The following is a 17017-nucleotide window of genomic DNA, read 5'->3' on the forward strand; positions in this document are numbered from 1 at the left end:
GTAACATGATGGGACGGCGCAATGAACATCGAGCAGGGCACAGGGCGGCCGAGCGGGGCCGAAAAAAGGCGAAAAGGCATCTTCAGCCGCTTCCTTCGCAACCGCAAAGGCACGACGAGCATCGAGTTCGCCATTCTCGCGCTCCCCTTCTTCGTGGTGATCTTCGCGTCGCTCGAAACCTTCGCCGCCTTCTACGGCGACCAGCTCCTTGCGAATGCGACGGAGACGATGGCGCGCAAGGTCCGCACCGGTCAGATCACCTTCCAGCAGGGAAAACAGACCGACATGAGCGAGGCGCAGTTCCGCCAGGCGTTCTGTGAAGAGATCTCGGTGCTGATGAAATGCTCGGCGACCGAAGCCGGCCAACCCTCGCAATTCTATCTGGACGTCAGAGCGGTCGCCGATCTCAGCAAGTTTCCCGTGCTGATCCCGCGCAAGACCGATTCCACCGACATCGACACGACCGGCTTCAAGTTTGCCCCTGGCGGTCCCGGCTCGTTCAACGTGCTTCGCGCCTATTATCGCTGGAGCGTCTTCACGGACCTCGTCAGGCCGTTCATCACCAACCTGCGGCCAGCCGGTTCAAGCATGCCGAAGGACTATCTCATGGTGGCGACCGCCACCTTCCGAAACGAGAGCGAGTGAGGCGCCCTGCGATGTCGTATTCCGCGTTAGAGATTCTGCGCCTCAAGCCGATCACAAAAACTCTTGGCGCGCTGCGGCGCGACAAGAGCGGCGTCGGTGCGGTCGAATTCGCGATGGTCGCCCCGCTTTTGGTGGTGGCTTATCTCGGCGCCTTCGAACTTTCGGTCGGCTTTACCGTTGCCGGCAAGACCGCGCGCGCCGCAAGCGCTACGGCCGACGTCGTCGCGCAGCAGACGGAGGTCAACAAGGCCTTCCTCACCAATGTGTCGAACATCGCAAAGAGCATCCTGGCGCCCTACGGGAACACCAACTACACGCTGAAGATCAGCGGCATCGCGGTCACGAACACCAATGAGGGCACGATCCTGTGGTCGCGCGATCAGGCAGGCGCCACGCCCTATGCCGTCAATACGAAGGTTTCGCTGCCCGCCCAGTTCGCGGCGACCAACTCCTTCGTCATTCGCACGGAACTGACCGTACCGCATGAACTCCTGCTCTACGCGCCAAGCCTTCAAGCGACGGCAAAGACCATCGATCTCTCCAAGACGGCCTACTTCCACGCACGCCTCTCCCAGCCGATAAAATGCTCGGATTGCTGATCGGACGGGTGTCCGACGCAATTGCATTGAACAACAAGCGGCGCTATCCCTTCGAGATTGCGCAGGTGCCCAAGAGGCGCGCCTGCGCTTTTCCGTAGGTTTCGGGCCGCAATCGCTGCGCGCCCGCTGTCAGGTGCATCATGGCGCGTGCCTTTCTATTCGTTCTCGATTCCTTTGGCATAGGTGGGGCGCCTGACGCCGAAGCCTTCGGCGATCTCGGTGCCAATACGCTTGGCCATATCGCCGAGTTCTGCGCTATCGGCGCTGCCGACCGGCCAGGCTTGCGTGAAGGCCCGCTCAGTCTGCCGAACATGTCCGCGCTTGGTCTGATCCACGCGGCAAAACTTGCGACCGGCACCGTTCCCCAGGGCATGCCTGTGCCCAATCGCGTCTATGGCGCCTATGGCGCGGCAAGCGAGGTATCGCGCGGCAAGGACACGCCCTCCGGTCATTGGGAAATCGCCGGAACACCGGTCATGTTCGACTGGGGCTACTTCTCCGCCGAAGGCGACGCCTTTCCGCCGGAGCTCGTCGAAGCGATCTGCCGCGAGGCCAACATTCCCGGCATTCTCGGCAACTGCCACGCCTCCGGCACCGATATCATCGCCCGCCACGGCGAGGAGCATATGCGCAGCGGCAAGCCGATCTGCTACACTTCGTCGGACTCGGTCTTCCAGATCGCGGCGCACGAGCAAAGCTTCGGCCTTGACCGGCTGCTCGAGCTTTGCCTGATCGTTCGCCGCCTGCTCGACGACTACAATATCGGCCGCGTCATCGCCCGCCCCTTCGTCGGCACGAGCCCGCAGACCTTTGTGCGCACCGGCAACCGCCGCGACTTCTCGGTGCTGCCGCCCGAGCCGACGATCCTCGACCGGCTTGTGGAGGCCGAGCGCACGGTTCACGCGATCGGCAAGATCGGCGACATCTTCGCCCACCAGGGGGTGACGAAGCTGACCAAGGCCGACGGCAACATGGCGCTCTTCGATGCCAGCCTCGCGGCCATCGACGAGGCCGAGGACGGCAGCCTGGTCTTCACCAATTTCGTCGATTTCGACATGCTCTACGGCCATCGCCGCGACGTTGCCGGCTATGCGGCGGCGCTCGAGGCCTTCGACGCACGCCTGCCCGATCTCGACCGGCGCCTGCAGCCGGGCGACATCGTCATCCTGACGGCCGACCATGGCTGCGATCCGACCTGGCGCGGCACCGACCATACGCGCGAGCGCGTGCCGGTGCTGATGTTCGGGCCGTCACTGCGCAGTCGCTCGCTCGGCATTGCCAACACCTTCACGCATATCGGCGAAACCGTCGCCAAGCATCTCGGCATCGCGCCGGGCCACCATGGGAGAAGCCTCATTTGACCGCACATCTGAAGAAGGCGGAGCTGCATTGCCACATCGAGGGCGCGACGCCGCCCGAACTGGCTCTGGCCCAGGCCGAGAAATACGGCGTAGACACCAGTGCAATCATCCGCGACAAGACCTATCTCTGGGAAGACTTCACCAGCTTCGTGAAGTGCTACGATGCCATCGCCTCGCTGTTCAAGACCGAGGAAGACTACGCGCTGCTCGCGGAAGCCTACCTGACGGAACTCGCCGAAGCGGGCACGATCTATAGCGAGATCATCGTTTCGCCTGATCACGGCAAGACGATCGGCCTGGGTGCCCATGCCTATCTCGAAGGCCTTGCGGCCGGCATGGAAGCGGCCCGGCAGAAGACCGGCATCGAATCGCGCATGCTGATCACCGGCATCCGCCATCTCGGCCCGGAATCGGTGATCAAGACAGCCGAGTTCGCCGCCAAGCGCGAGCACAAGCTCGTCACCGGCTTCAACCTCGCCGGTGAGGAACGCATGCACAAGGTCGCCGACTTCGCGCGCGCCTTCGATATCGTGCGTGATGCCGGCCTCGGGCTGACGATCCATGCCGGCGAACTCTCCGGCGCTTTCAGCGTGCGCGACGCGCTCGACCATGTGCGCCCGTCGCGCATCAGCCACGGCGTGCGGGCGATCGAAGACGCGGATCTGGTGCGGCGCCTGGCGGACGCCGGCGTGGTGCTCGAGGTTTGCCCCGGCTCCAACATCTCGCTTCAGGTCTTCCCGGATTTCGCGTCGCATCCGCTGCGGGCACTGCACGAGGCCGGCGTGCGCGTGACGCTCAACTCCGACGATCCGCCGTTCTTCCACACGTCGCTCGCCCAGGAATACGACATCGCCTCCGCGGTGATGGGCTTCAGCGACGCTGAGATCAAAGGCATGACCAGGACCGCGATCGAAGCCGCCTTCGTCGACGAGCCGACGCGTAAGCTGCTGTTGGCGCGGATCTAGGGCACAGGTCACGATTTGCCGGCTGGGGATGACGGTCTCCCGCCGGCCAATACCCTTGCGGCGACGACGCATTCCATGGAAAAAGGACGGATACAAAAATCCGGAAAGGTGAGCCATGAACGGCGTTACAGTGATCGATCATCCGCTTGTGCAACACAAGCTGACCATCATGCGCAAGAAGGAGACCTCGACTGCGGGTTTCCGCCGGCTTCTTCGGGAAATTTCGACGCTGCTCTGCTACGAGGTGACGCGCGATCTCGAACTGACGATGGAGCGCATCGAAACGCCGCTGCAAGAAATCGACTCGCCGGTCCTCGAAGGCAAGAAGCTTGTCTTCGCCTCGATCCTGCGGGCCGGCAACGGGCTGCTCGAAGGCATGCTGGAACTGGTGCCTTCCGCCCGCGTCTCCCATATCGGCGTCTATCGCGACCATGAGACGCTCGAAGCGGTGGAATACTACTTCAAGGCACCCGAGAGCCTGTCAGAGCGCCTGATCATCGTCGTCGATCCGATGCTTGCCACCGGCAACTCGTCGATCGCCGCGATCGACAAGCTGAAGGAACGTGGCGCCAAGAACATGCGCTTCCTCTGCCTGCTCGCCGCGCCCGAAGGCATCCGCAACTTCCAGAGCGCGCACCCGGACGTGCCGATCTTCACGGCCTCGATCGACAGCCACCTGAACGAACTCGGCTACATCATGCCCGGTCTGGGTGACGCCGGCGACCGCATGTACGGCACCAAGTGATTTGCCGCTCCTTAACCAGGATCTGAAATCGATCAAAAAACCGCCGGATCCCGGCGGTTTTTTTATGCCCTCTTATGCGTCATCCGTTCTACTTGAACGAGCATTTCTGTTCGATCGAGAGGTGATGTCCATGCTCGTCCGTCTGCTTACATTGGCCGGTGTGGCCGCGCTTGCGGCGATGCTGGTGCCTCACTTCGCGACGAGCGTCCTGACACAGGCCGACAGCAACTCGGCCGTCGAAACGACGCCTGCCGCGCCGGCAATGACAGCGAAATACGCGTCTGGACGCAGCGTCGTGCTCGACGCGGACGGAAGGGGACACTTCTTCGGCACGTTTGGCATCAACGGCCGCACCGAACGCGGGCTGGTCGACACGGGCGCCAGCGCCATTGCCATCAACATTTCAACCGCGCGCCGGCTCGGCATCTCACCGAGCTCGCTCTCGTTTGCCTCCCGCGTCAGCACCGCCAACGGGGTCATCGAAGCGGCTCCGACCATGCTAAGCCGGATCGAGATTGGCGGTATCGTGGTGCGCGACGTGCAGGCGCTTGTGCTGCCGGACAAGGCGCTTTCCGGCACGCTGATCGGCATGACGTTCCTCAACCGATTGTCGTCCTTCCGCGTGGAGGACGGCGCCCTGCATCTCGTCAGGTGATCTTGGCAAGGATCGGAGACCTCGTCTCCGGCTCGACGTCGTCGATCGTGTAGAGTTCCAACAGGCGTCGCCGGGCCGCTTCCGCAGCCCCCTGGTCTGCCGCGTGAACGAAGGCGATCAGATCGCCCTTCTCGACCCGCGTTCCAAGCGGCTTCAGGGCGTCGAAACCGACGCGATGATCGATCCTGTCGTCCGGATGCGAACGGCCGCCGCCGAGGGCGATCACGGCCATGCCCAGTTCCCGCGTCTCGCAGGCAGCCAGATAGCCGGATTGCTCGGTCTCGACCGGCAGGATGACCGGCGCACGGCCGAGATAGGCGACCGAGCGCTCGATGAAATCCGCCGGTCCACCCAGCGCATGGACCATCTTCCCGAAGCGTTCCAGCGCTTCTCCGCTGCCAAGCACCTTGCGCGCCAAGGCTTCGCCCTGTTCGGCATCGCCGGCAACACCGCCCGCCAGCAGCATTTCGGCGGCAAAGGCGAGCACGACCGTTTCAAGCCGTGTTCCCTTCTTCTCGCCCCGCAGGAAAGACAGGCAGTTGTCGATCTCCAGCGCATTGCCGGCCGCGTCTGCCAGCGGTTCGTTCATGTCGGTTAGAAGTGCGCAGGTGCGCACGCCGGCGCCGTTTGCGACATCGACCAGCGAGCGTGCCAGGATCTCGGCCTCGCGCGTATCGCTCATGAAGGAGCCGTTGCCGAGCTTGACGTCGAGCACCAGCGACTGAAGGCCGGCCGCGAGCTTCTTTGACAGGATCGAGGCCGTGATCAGAGGTACCGAATCGACGGTCGCGGTGACGTCGCGGATCGCATAAAGGCGCTTGTCGGCAGGCGCGAGATTGGCGGTCTGGCCGATGATGGCGCAACCGATCTCGTCGACCGTGCGGCGGAAAACATCCGCCGACGGCTGGATATCATAGCCGGGTATGGATTCGAGCTTGTCGAGCGTGCCGCCGGTGTGCCCGAGGCCACGCCCTGATATCATCGGCACGGCAAGCCCACAGGCAGCAACGATCGGCGCCAGCATCAGCGAGACGTTGTCGCCGACACCGCCGGTCGAATGCTTGTCGGCAATCGGGCGTGAAATGCCACTCCAGTCGAGTGTTTCGCCGCTATCGCGCATCGCCAATGTCAGCGCGACGGTCTCCTCGCGGCTCATGCCGGAGAACCAGATCGCCATGGCGAAGGCGGCGACCTGCCCTTCGGAGATCGAACCATCCGACAGGCCGCGAATGAAATCCGCGATCTCGGCCGGGGCGAGGTGCTCGCCGTTGCGCTTGCGCCTGATGGTTTCCTGCGGAAGCATCGTCACCCGCGCACCGCGTCGGCCGCGATCATGTCCGCGAGGATTGCGGCCAGCCGCTTGCCGCCGACCGGCGCCATGTCCTTGGTCTCGTGATGGCTGATCTCGCCACCGGTCATGCCTGCACCGAAATTGGTGATCACAGAGGCGGCAACGACGCGGAGGCCGAAGAAGCGTGCGAGGATGACTTCCGGAACCGTGGACATGCCGACGGCATCCGCGCCGAGGATGCGCGCCATACGGATCTCGGCCGGCGTTTCGAAGCTCGGGCCGGAAAACCACATATAGACGCCGGCGAGAAGCGGAATGCCGAGACGTTCGGCGCTGTCCTGCATTCGCCCCGCAAGCTCGGCATCATAGGCATTGGTCATGCCGACGAAGCGATCGTCGCTTTCGACGCCGATCAACGGGTTGAAGCCCGAATAGTTGATGTGATCGGATATCCGCATCACCGATCCCGGCGGCAGATCCTGGCGCAGCGATCCGGCGGAATTGGTCAGCACCAGGCATTCGATGCCGAGCGCCTTCAGGGTTTCCAGCGGACCGCGCATCGCATTGGCGTCGCCCTGTTCGTAGTAGTGAACCCGGCCGGAGAGCATGACAACGGGCACGCCCGAGAGCGTTCCGGCCACGAGCTCGCCGGCATGACCGGAGACGCTGCTGACCGGGAAACCGGGGATTTCGGCGTAGGAGAGGCGCAACGTCTCGTCCAAGGCCTCGACCAGCGAACCGAGGCCGGAGCCGAGCACGATGCCATAGCGCGGAGAAAGGTCGCCGAGCCGGGCCTTCAACAGTTCAGCGGCCGCGGTCATCCCAGGATCTCGGTCTCGAAGCTGTGCGGAAGAAGATCGGAGAGCGCCAAGGTCTTCTTCACCCCGGTCTCGTCACAGAGGAAGATACGCGTGCTGGCGCCGGAAAATTCCGCCAGCCGCTGACGGCAGCCGCCGCAAGGCGGGCAGAGCGCTAGCTTCTCGGCGATCACGGCCACTTCCAGGATCTTGCGCTGGCCGGCCATGACCATATGGCTGATCGCGGTGGTCTCGGCACACCATCCCTCGGGGAACGACAGGTTCTCGATGTTGGCGCCGGTGTAGATCTTGCCGTCTTCGGCGCGGATCGCCGCGCCGACCGGAAATTTCGAGTAGGGCGCATGCGCCTTGGCCATTGCGTCGCGCGCGGCTTCGAACAGTTCCTTTTCCATGGTTCTAGCGCTCCTTCACATAGGGGACGCCGCCGGCCTTCGGCGGGATGGCCTTGCCGATGAAGCCGGCAAGCAGGATCACGGTGAGGATGTAGGGCAGCGCCTGCATCAGCTGTACCGGCACCTGGCCGATCAGCGGCAGCGGATTGCCCTGCAGGCGGATGGCGAGCGCATCGAGGAAGCCGAAGAGCAGGCAGGCAAGCATGATGTTGAACGGCCGCCACTTGGCGAAGATCAGCGCTGCAAGCGCGATATAGCCCTTGCCGGCGGTCATGCCCTTGACGAAGCCTGCGGTCATGGCCAGCGACAGATAGGCGCCGGCAAAACCGCAGAGAATGCCGCAGCAGATGACGGCGCGATAGCGCATCCAGATCACCGAGATGCCGGCGGTATCGACCGCGCCGGGGTTCTCACCGACCGCGCGCAAGCGCAGGCCGAAACGGGTGCGGTAGAGGATCCACCAGCTGATCGGCACCATGGCGAAGGCGACATAGGTCAGGATGAAATGCCCGGAAAGCAGGTCCGAATAGATCGGGCCGAGGATCGGGATTTCCCGGATGCTGTCGGCATAGGGGAAGGTGATCGTCTGGAAGCGCGCGCCTTCGCCGAGCGCCGGCGTGCGGCCACCCTGGCGGAACCAGGCTTCACCGAGAATGACGGTCGAGCCGGCGACGATGAAGTTGATGGCGACACCAGAGACGATCTGGTTGCCGCGCTGGGTGATCGAGGCATAACCGTGCACCAGCGACAGCGCGATCGAGATCAGGATGGCGGCGAGCAGTCCCATCCAGACGGATTGGGTGACGGCAGCAACAGCGCCGGCGGCAAAGGCGGCCCCAAGCATCTTGCCTTCAAGGCCGATGTCGAAGATGCCGGCGCGCTCGGTAAAGAGCCCTGCCAGCGCTGCGAAGATCAGCGGGACGGATACGCGGATGGTGGACTCGAGGAGCACCACGATGACGTGGAAGAAATCCATGGCTTCAAGCTCCCTTGGTCTGTGCCACGACGGCCGCACGGCGGCTCTGCATCGCAAACAGCCGGGCAATTGCCGGCCTGAACATGTTTTCGAGTGCACCGGCAAAGAGAATGACGAGGCCCTGGATGATGACGATCATGTCGCGCGAGATCGACGGCATTTCGAAGGAGATCTCGGCCCCGCCCTGGTAGAGCATGCCGAAGAGAATGGCCGCCGGGATGATGCCGGCCGGATGCGAGCGGCCCATCAGCGCCACGGCGATGCCGACGAAGCCTGCGCCCTGCACGAAGTCGAGCTGCATGCGCCCCTGTTCGCCCATGATCGGATTGAGCGCCATCATGCCGGCAAGCGCACCTGAGATCATCATGGTGATGACGGTAATGCGGCTCTCGCTCATGCCGGCGTAACGTGCGGCCGAAGGGCTGTGGCCCATGGTGCGCATCTCATAGCCGAGCTTGGTACGCCAGATCAAAAGCCAGACGCAGAAGGCGGCGACCAGCGCCAGCAGGAACGAGACGTTGAACGGCGCCGTGCCGATATCGAGGCCAAAGATCGCGAGCAGCCAATCGAGCTTGGGCAGTTGCCCCCCTTCGGCGAAGGTGCGCGTCTGCGGCGACATGGAGCCAAGCGGCTTCAGCACGCGCGTGAGCAGGTAGACCATCAGGCTCGAGGCGATGAAGTTGAACATGATCGTCGTGATGACGATGTGGCTGCCGCGCTTGGCCTGCAGCCAGCCCGGCAGGAAGGCCCAGGCGGCGCCGAAGAAGGCCGATCCGAGGATCGCCAGCGGGAAGACGACGAACCACGGCATCGTCTGGTCGAGCCAGAGGCAGGCGAGCGCCACGCCGATGCCGCCGACATAGGCCTGGCCTTCGCCGCCGATGTTGAAGAGGCCGGCATGGAAAGCGACCGCGACGGCAAGACCGGTGAAGATGAAGGTGGTGGCGTAGTACAGTGTGAAGCCGAGATATTCGCCGCGGCCGAAGGCGCCGTTGATCAGGTGATAGGCCGCCTCCAGCGGGTTTTCACCGACGAGCAGCACGACGAGACCGGCGACGAGGAAGGCAACGGCGAGGTTGACCAGCGGGACGAGGCCGTATTCGACCCAGCCCGGAAGCTTAGCATAGGGGGTGCTCATTCTGCGGCCTCCTTGCGGCCTTCAACGCCGGCCATCAGCAGGCCGAGTTCGCCCTCGGTCGCATCCGGATCGCGCTCGCCGACGACACGGCCGGCAAACATGACGAGAATACGGTCCGACAGGGCGCGGATTTCATCGAGTTCCACGGAGACCAAAAGGACAGCCATGCCCTGGTCGCGCATCTCGATGATCCGTCTATGGATGAATTCGATGGCGCCGACATCGACGCCGCGCGTCGGCTGGCCGATAATCAGCACATCGGGCCCGCGCTCCATTTCGCGCGCCAGCACGATCTTCTGCTGGTTGCCGCCGGAGAAGTTAGCGGTCTTCAACCGCGGGTTCGGCGGGCGGATGTCGTATTCGGCAATGCGCTGCTCGGCGTCCTTGCGGATCGCATCGACGTTCAGGAAGACACCGTTGAGGTAACGCTTGTCGTGATGGTAGCCGAGGATCGCGTTTTCGCATTCCTCGAACTTCAGGACGAGGCCGACGTGATGGCGGTCTTCCGGCACGTGGGCGAGACCACGGTTGCGCAGTTCGGAAGGGTCGGCGCGGCCGGTAACATCGATCGGCTTGCCGTTCAGAAGCACGGAGCCCGATACGGCCCGGCGGATACCGGAGATCGCTTCGAGCAGTTCGGACTGGCCGTTGCCGGCAACGCCGGCGATGCCGACGATCTCGCCCGCCCTCAGGTCGAAGGAGACGTTGTCGACCATGGTGACGCCGCGGCCGTCCTTGACCGTCAGCCCCTCGACGGCGAGCTTCACCTCGCCGGGCTTGGCTTCGCCCTTTTCGACACGCAGAAGCACGCGACGGCCGACCATGAGTTCAGCGAGTTCTTCTACCGAGGTTTCGGCCGTCGTGCGCGTCGCGACCATCTCCCCGCGGCGCATGACCGACACCTCGTCGGTGATCGCCATGATCTCGCGCAGCTTGTGGGTGATGAGGATGACGGTCTTGCCCTGGTTCTTCAGCTGTTCGAGCACCCGGAAGAGGTGGTCGGCCTCGGCCGGCGTCAAGACGCCGGTCGGCTCGTCTAGGATAAGGATGTCGGCCCGGCGATAAAGCGCCTTCAGGATCTCGACGCGCTGCTGCAGACCAACGGGCAGTTCTTCGATGATGGCATCCGGATCGACTTCCAGCGCGTATTCGCGCTCCAGCCGCTTCAATTCCACGCGCGCCTTGGCGATACCCTTGTTGAGGATCTGGCTGTCCTCGGCGCCGAGCATGATGTTTTCCAGCACCGTGAAATTCTCGACCAGCATGAAGTGCTGGTGGACCATGCCGATGCCGGCGGCGATCGCCGCATTCGGGTCGCGGATAGCGACCGGCTTGCCATCTACGAGGATTTCACCGCTATCGGCCTGATAGAAGCCGTAGAGGATCGACATCAGGGTCGATTTTCCCGCACCGTTCTCGCCAATGATGCCGTGGATCGTCCCTTTGCGGACTTTTAGATTGATGTTCTTGTTGGCGTGGACCGGACCGAAACTCTTGTCGATCCCACGCAGTTCGATGGCAATATTGTCCATATTGGCCTTGCGATCCCCAAACTGGCCCGCTTCGGCATTCTTCCCAGAAACCGTGCCGGCGATTTTTTTACCATTTGGTCTAAGTTTATCATCGATTTTTCGGGGCGAAAGCCCTCAACCGTGATCTCCTTATACTCTCATCAGATCGCTGGTGAGAGTCCAGCGTGAATATACACAGGCACTTGGACGCGAAAAACCGGCGACAACGGGTGCCGCCGGTCCTTCGTCTTGGGAGTTATGGTGGTTCTCAGGCGGCTCGCACGGGCCGAAGCAACCTGAGGGCATTCATCGTGACGAGAACGGTTGCGCCGGTGTCGGCGAGGATCGCCGGCCAAAGGCCGGTGACGCCGATGATCGTCGTCACCAGGAAGACGGCCTTCAGGCCAAGCGCAATCGTGATGTTCTGTACGATGTTGCGCATCGTCGAGCGGGAGAGCCGTATCATCGCCGCAACGTCGCCCACGCGGCCGTGCAAGACCGCCGCGTCTGCCGTTTCCAGCGCCACATCGGTGCCACCGCCCATGGCGATACCGATATCGGCCGCGGCCAGTGCTGGCGCGTCGTTGATGCCGTCGCCGATCTTGGCAACGTTGAAGCCCTCCGCCTTCAATTCGCGCACGATGCGTTGCTTGTCCTCGGGCAGCAGTTCAGCGCGGACCTCCATGCCGAACTGGCGGCCGATCGCTTCGGCCGTGCGGCGGTTGTCGCCGGTCAGCATGACGACGCGCAGGCCGGCATCGGTGAGCGCCTTCACGCCCGCGGCCGCATCCGGCCGGGGCTCGTCGCGCATGGCGATGGCGCCGGCAATTACGCCACCGGCCACCAGCACCGAAACGGTCTTGCCTTCATCGTTGAGAGCGGCGACGCGCGCTTTTTCGTCGGGCGTCATCGGCGTGCGCTCGGCGGCGGCCTTCGGCGAACCGAAGAAGAGTACTGCGCCTTCGACGGTGCCTTCCAACCCCTTGCCGCCGACCGCATTGACGGTGGCGATAGTGGGGATCGCAACGCCATCGGCCGTGCTGCGTTCCAGAATGGCCCGGGCGAGCGGGTGGCTTGATCCCTGCTCCAGCGCTGCTGCAAGGCGCAGGACGTCGGCCTCCGAACGGCCGAAGCCGACGATATCCGTCACCTTCGGTTTGCCTTCGGTCAGCGTTCCGGTCTTGTCGAAAGCGGCGGCCGTGACCTTGCCGACATTCTCAAGCACGGCGCCACCCTTCATCAGCAAGCCGCGGCGGGCGCCGGCCGAAAGGCTGGCGGCGATCGCAGCCGGCGTCGAGATGACCAGCGCGCAGGGGCAACCGATCAAGAGGATCGCAAGACCCTTGTAGATCCATTCATCCCAGGAGCCGCCCCAGAGAAGCGGCGGCAGCACGGCAACAAGCGCCGCAACGACGACGACACCCGGCGTGTAGTAACGCGAGAAGCGGTCAATGAAGCGCTCGGTCGGCGCCTTGCTTTCCTGGGCTTCCTCCACCATGCGGACGATGCGCGCGATGGTGTTGTCGGCAGCGGCGGCCGTGACCCGCACGCGGAGCGCGCCGGAACCATTGACAGTGCCGGCAACGACAGTGTCGTCGACTTCCTTGCGCACGGGCGTGCTTTCGCCGGTCACCGGCGCTTCGTCGACGGCGCTTTCGCCGGAGAGAATGACGCCATCGGCCGGAATGCGGTCGCCGGGGCGAACGAGAATGACGGCGCCGACGCTCAACGTCTCGGCGGGAACCTCATCCAGCCGCCCGTCGCGCTCGACGAAGGCGGACTTCGGAACGAGGGCCGTCAGCGACTGGATGCTGGCGCGCGCCTTGCCGGCGGCCACGCCTTCCAGCAGTTCACCGACCAGGAAGAGCAGGACGACCATCGCCGCCTCCTCGGTCGCACCGATGAAGACCGCGCCGATCGCAGCGATCGTCATCAACATCTCGATCGAAAACGGCGTGCCCATGGTTGCGGCGACAAAGGCGCGCCGCGCGATCGGCAACAGACCGACGAGCATGGCCAGCGTAAAGATCCAGGGCTCGGTCACCGGGATCGTCTTGCCGACCGCATAGGCAGCAATCAGCGCCAGGCCGCTGGCGATCGTCAGCTTGCCCTTGCCCGACTTCCACCAGGGACCGCTCGTCGGGCCGTGGTCATGACCATGAAGCCCCATCGCGACTGCGGCTGCCTCGCCCTTCTGGCTGGCGTTGCCTTCGTGATGACGGGCGTGCTCATCGTGTCGATGATCATGGTCATGGGCATGATTATGCTTGTGACCGTGATCATGATCATGACTGTGGCCGCCGTGGTCATGGTCATGATCGTGCTCATGATTGTGATCGTGCCCGGAGCAGACATGGGCCGTCTTCCGCTCCTGCGCCTGGCCTGCCTGGATCGGATGCAAACGATAGCCGAGCTTTCCGACCCTGCTCACGATCGATGTCGAAAGATCGTTCTCGTCGGCAAACTTGACCGACATGGTGCCCGCCGACACAGAGACCGATACGTCCTCGACGCCCGAAAGCCGACGCACCGCCGTATCGATCTTGGACGCGCAGGACGCGCAATCCATGCCTTCGACGCGATAACGGGCTTCCCGAATAGTGCTCGCCATAACCTGCTCCTTGCAAATTCTCAAGCAAGGCTACGACCTATAGCAACTAGAGCTACAAGGCCAAATTGCTGCGTGATTGCAGATTTTTTGGCGAATTATCGTGACAGGAAGCGGATGACCCAGTCGGCAATGCCCCGATAGGGCGGTTTCACCAGGTCGCTCGGCGCCGGATCGAGTTTCCTCAGCACCGGCATCGCCTTGGAGAAGGTCAGGAAGCCGTCGCGCCCGTGATAGTGCCCCATGCCGCTGGCGCCAACGCCGCCGAAAGGCAGGTCGTTGCAGCCGAACTGGTAGAGCGTGTCGTTGACGCAGACGCCGCCGGCGACGATGCGCGACAGGACGGCTTCGATTTCGGCCTTGTCGCGGCTGAAGCAATAAAGTGCCAATGGGCGGTCGCGATCGTACACATAGGCGATGGCCTCCTCGATGGAGGCGTAACTGACGAGGGGAAGGATCGGCCCAAAAATCTCTTCGCCCATGACAGCGCTGTCGCGGTCCGGATCAAGCACGAGCGTCGGCATGAGGACGCGTTGCCGCGCGACCACGTCCACTGCCCCGTCGAGAAGGGAAACCACCGGATGGCCGCGCCCCTCGGCATCCGCGATCAGCCGCTTCAGGCGCTCGTACTGGGTGTCGTTGATGATCGAGGTGTAATCGTCGAGACCGCGTTTCGACCGGTAGCGCGCGGCAATCTCCCGCTTCAGCAGTTCCATGAAAGCATCCCGCTTGCTCTCATGGATCAGCACATAGTCGGGCGCGATGCAGGTCTGGCCGGCGTTGAAGAGCTTGCCGGTTGCAATCCGGGCGGCGGCCTTGGCGAGGTCCGCGTGCTCGCCGACGATCGCCGGCGACTTGCCGCCGAGTTCCAGCGTGACGGGCGTCAGGTTCTGCGCCGCCGCTGCCATCACCTTGCGGCCGACGGCAGTCGAGCCGGTGAAAAAAAGGTGATCGAAGGGCAGCGCCGAGAAGGCCGCCGAAAGTTCGGCCGCCCCCAAGGCGACCGCCACCCGCGTCTCGGGAAAGACGTCGGCAAGCAGCGAACGAAGGAATTCCGCGGTGCGCGGCGTGTGTTCCGACGGCTTCAGGTACACGTGGTTGCCGGCGGCGATCGCCGCCACCAGCGGCGCCAGCGCCAGATTGATCGGATAGTTCCACGGCGAAATGATGCCGACGACGCCGAGCGGCACGTACCGCACCTCCGCCTTCGCCGGCCACAGCTTCCAGCCGGCCTTGCGACGCTCCGGCCGAACCCAATGTTTGAGCTTTGCCAGCGTGTGGTCGATTTCAGAAAGCACGACGCCACCTTCGCCAAGCAAGGTCTCATGCCGGGCGCGATGGCCAAAGTCCTGGTCGATTGCTTCGCACATCTCCTCCATGCGGGCGCGCAGGCGATCCCTGAGCCGGCTCAGGTCCGCACGGCGTTGCTCGACGGACGGCCGTTCATCGCGCCAGGCCGCGCGCAGTCCGTCGAGAGTGGCACGGAGGTGTGAAGTATTGTCAGTGGCTGTGGTCATCGGTCGAGCGGGCAAAAAACCATTGGGCGGCATAATAGGTGCCGAGCACCCAGAGCGCGTTGAAAGGGATTGCGAAGCGGAAACGGCCATAGGCAAGAATGCTGTCGCTGATCAGGAACAACAGGCCGCCATAGGCGGCGAACCGTGCTGCCGTCGCCCGAGGCGCTCCCGAAAGCTGCCGGGCGCGGGAGATGGCCTGGGCCGCCATGACACCGAGCGCCAGTGCATAGACGATGACGGGAATGCGCATCTCCGGCGGGAGCGAGGTCCAGAGCCCGCCGACGACGGCGAGCGCGACGAGTGCAAAGGCGGCGAAGATGCCTTTGCTATCGGCAAATCTGGCGTCGCGGGTGAGCGCATAGATGTAGGCGCAATGGGTCAGCAGGAAGCAAACGAGGCCGGCGAGGAAATAATCACCCGGCAGCATCAGGAAGACATCGCCGGCTGCCGCAAAGACAAGGCCGATCGCCACGGCCCAGACATAGGCACTGGATGTTTGGGAGATCGTTCGCAACACCACGACGAGAAGCAGCAGGGTCGCCGTCGGCTTGGTCAGATAATGCAGCCAGCGCCAGGGAGAATCGTCGGAAGCGGAAAGCAGGCTGCCGAGGATCGCCAAAGCGGCACAGACGAAAAAGAGCGCGTAGACGGGTCGGTTTCGTTGAACGTCCAAGGTCTCCTGATAACTCATGCCGCGCCACTCCCGCCTAAAGCCGCGTTTCGACTCTGTTCCAGTCACGGCGATAGTTTCTATTTTTGCGCGATTGTCCAGCGGGGCGCACGGGCATCTCAAGCAACGACCACACTCCTGACGGACTATTGCCGACATCGCTCCGCTGGTGACACGTCCGAAGTGCGCCCGGATTGTCCTTTCGCCGGCGGCTGGCTCATAGTGCGTTTCATGAGCGCCAACTTCGCCAACAGGCCGCGGCCAAGGTCGCCCCCCGAACTCTTGCTGCTGCATGCATTGCCGCTCGACGGTTCCATGTGGGCGGAACAGATGCATCTGCTTCCAGGCGCAACCCATGCCCCGACTCTCTATTCTTCGGGAGAGACGATCGACGTATGGGCGCGGGCGGCACTCGAACCACTGACCGGCGGCAATATCATCGTTGTCGGCTGTTCCGTCGGCGGATCATGCGCCCTCGAAATTGCGACCAGCGCGCCGGAACGGGTCTCTGCCCTGGTGCTGATCGGCACGAAGGCAAAGCATCATCCCGATCCGACTTTCCATGCCTCCGCGCTCAGACTGATTGGCGAGGAAGGCCTGGAGGTTGCCTGGGAATCCTATTGGGCGCCTTTGTTTTCCCGCGCCACCAGCGCCGCGACCATCAACCGGGCGAAAGAAATGGCGTTACGATCCTCGGCGGCGGAGATCGCAAGGGGTGTCACCGTATTTCACACACGGCCAAGCCGGGATCACTGCCTCACGACGTTTCCGGGCCCGATCACGATCGTGTCCGGGGCGGACGATGTCGCTCCGGGGCCGAGGGCGAGTACCTCACAGGCAGCAAGCACCGTTAACGGCCGAGTGCACGTCCTGCCGGCTTGCGGCCATTATGTTCCGCTGGAGCGACCGTTGGCGCTGAATGCCATCCTGCGCGATGTCATTGGGTCACAGGAGCGAGGTTGAGCGGGCCTCTCGTTCTTTCAGGGCTGGTGGAAACCGTTTAAACGTCGAAAGCCCGCCGGATTTCTCCTTGCGGGCTTTTGTGTGATTTGGTTGCGGGGGCAGGATTTGAACCTGCGGCCTTCAGGTTATGAGCCTGACGAGCTACCGGGCTGCTCCACCCCGC

The 17017-nt window shown here is 63.5% G+C and carries 16 protein-coding genes; 7 read left to right on the forward strand and 9 right to left on the reverse strand.

The window, feature by feature from the left end:
• The first annotated feature begins 21 nt into the window (after window positions 1–21).
• From IB267_RS15010 to IB267_RS15035, 6 genes are all read left to right on the forward strand, one after another.
• A complete protein-coding gene (locus tag IB267_RS15010) occupies window positions 22–645 on the forward strand; it encodes a TadE/TadG family type IV pilus assembly protein (RefSeq protein WP_192448261.1) in 624 nt (207 codons plus the stop codon).
• A gap of 11 nt (window positions 646–656) precedes the next feature.
• Entirely contained in the window at window positions 657–1244 is a 588-nt protein-coding gene (locus tag IB267_RS15015; RefSeq protein WP_192448262.1) for a TadE/TadG family type IV pilus assembly protein, read from the forward strand.
• A gap of 140 nt (window positions 1245–1384) precedes the next feature.
• Window positions 1385–2605, forward strand: a complete 1221-nt coding sequence (locus IB267_RS15020; RefSeq protein WP_192448263.1) for a phosphopentomutase — start codon at window positions 1385–1387, stop codon at window positions 2603–2605.
• Complete coding sequence (locus IB267_RS15025) at window positions 2602–3570, forward strand: adenosine deaminase (protein ID WP_192448264.1); 969 nt, start codon at window positions 2602–2604, stop codon at window positions 3568–3570. The genes IB267_RS15020 and IB267_RS15025 overlap by 4 nt, the downstream gene beginning before the upstream one ends.
• A gap of 115 nt (window positions 3571–3685) precedes the next feature.
• Window positions 3686–4315: a uracil phosphoribosyltransferase gene (gene upp / locus IB267_RS15030; protein ID WP_034805105.1), complete on the forward strand. Its 630-nt coding sequence runs from the start codon at window positions 3686–3688 to the stop codon at window positions 4313–4315.
• Window positions 4316–4445: 130 nt separating this feature from the next.
• Window positions 4446–4970, forward strand: a complete 525-nt coding sequence (locus tag IB267_RS15035) for a TIGR02281 family clan AA aspartic protease (RefSeq protein WP_192448265.1) — start codon at window positions 4446–4448, stop codon at window positions 4968–4970.
• Here the strand turns inward: IB267_RS15035 and deoA are convergent.
• The 9 genes from deoA to IB267_RS15080 form a co-directional block, all read right to left on the reverse strand.
• The gene (deoA, locus tag IB267_RS15040; protein ID WP_192448266.1) at window positions 4963–6279 is read right to left on the reverse strand and encodes a thymidine phosphorylase; all 1317 of its coding nucleotides are present in this window, start codon (window positions 6277–6279) and stop codon (window positions 4963–4965) included. The genes IB267_RS15035 and deoA overlap by 8 nt on opposite strands.
• The gene (locus tag IB267_RS15045; protein ID WP_192448267.1) at window positions 6276–7082 is read right to left on the reverse strand and encodes a purine-nucleoside phosphorylase; all 807 of its coding nucleotides are present in this window, start codon (window positions 7080–7082) and stop codon (window positions 6276–6278) included. The genes deoA and IB267_RS15045 overlap by 4 nt, the downstream gene beginning before the upstream one ends.
• Window positions 7079–7471, reverse strand: coding sequence for a cytidine deaminase (locus IB267_RS15050; RefSeq protein ID WP_043622805.1), 393 nt, complete (start codon window positions 7469–7471; stop codon window positions 7079–7081). Before IB267_RS15050 ends, IB267_RS15045 begins: the two co-directional genes overlap by 4 nt.
• 4 nt (window positions 7472–7475) lie before the next feature.
• Window positions 7476–8447 carry an ABC transporter permease gene (locus IB267_RS15055; protein WP_043622808.1) on the reverse strand — a complete coding sequence of 324 codons (972 nt, stop codon included), beginning with the start codon at window positions 8445–8447 and terminating at the stop codon, window positions 7476–7478.
• A 4-nt stretch (window positions 8448–8451) separates the two neighbouring features.
• The gene (locus IB267_RS15060; RefSeq protein WP_034805123.1) at window positions 8452–9585 is read right to left on the reverse strand and encodes an ABC transporter permease; all 1134 of its coding nucleotides are present in this window, start codon (window positions 9583–9585) and stop codon (window positions 8452–8454) included.
• The gene (locus tag IB267_RS15065) at window positions 9582–11117 is read right to left on the reverse strand and encodes an ABC transporter ATP-binding protein (protein ID WP_192448268.1); all 1536 of its coding nucleotides are present in this window, start codon (window positions 11115–11117) and stop codon (window positions 9582–9584) included. Before IB267_RS15065 ends, IB267_RS15060 begins: the two co-directional genes overlap by 4 nt.
• Window positions 11118–11364: 247 nt before the next feature.
• Window positions 11365–13707 (reverse strand): heavy metal translocating P-type ATPase, encoded by a 2343-nt coding sequence (locus IB267_RS15070; protein WP_192448269.1) that lies wholly within the window; start codon window positions 13705–13707, stop codon window positions 11365–11367.
• Between the two features lie 95 nt (window positions 13708–13802).
• On the reverse strand, window positions 13803–15221 hold the full coding sequence (locus tag IB267_RS15075; protein WP_246810638.1) for a coniferyl aldehyde dehydrogenase: 1419 nt from the start codon (window positions 15219–15221) through the stop codon (window positions 13803–13805).
• A complete protein-coding gene (locus IB267_RS15080) occupies window positions 15205–15912 on the reverse strand; it encodes a lysoplasmalogenase (protein WP_192448271.1) in 708 nt (235 codons plus the stop codon). Before IB267_RS15080 ends, IB267_RS15075 begins: the two co-directional genes overlap by 17 nt.
• Before the next feature lie 261 nt (window positions 15913–16173).
• Between IB267_RS15080 and IB267_RS15085 the strand changes: the two genes are divergently transcribed.
• On the forward strand, window positions 16174–16854 hold the full coding sequence (locus IB267_RS15085) for an alpha/beta fold hydrolase (RefSeq protein ID WP_210335843.1): 681 nt from the start codon (window positions 16174–16176) through the stop codon (window positions 16852–16854).
• The last annotated feature ends 163 nt before the right edge of the window (window positions 16855–17017 follow it).

Origin of the sequence: Ensifer sp. ENS09, from assembly GCF_014852425.1 — a bacterium.
In the GTDB taxonomy this organism is placed as follows: domain Bacteria; phylum Pseudomonadota; class Alphaproteobacteria; order Rhizobiales; family Rhizobiaceae; genus Ensifer.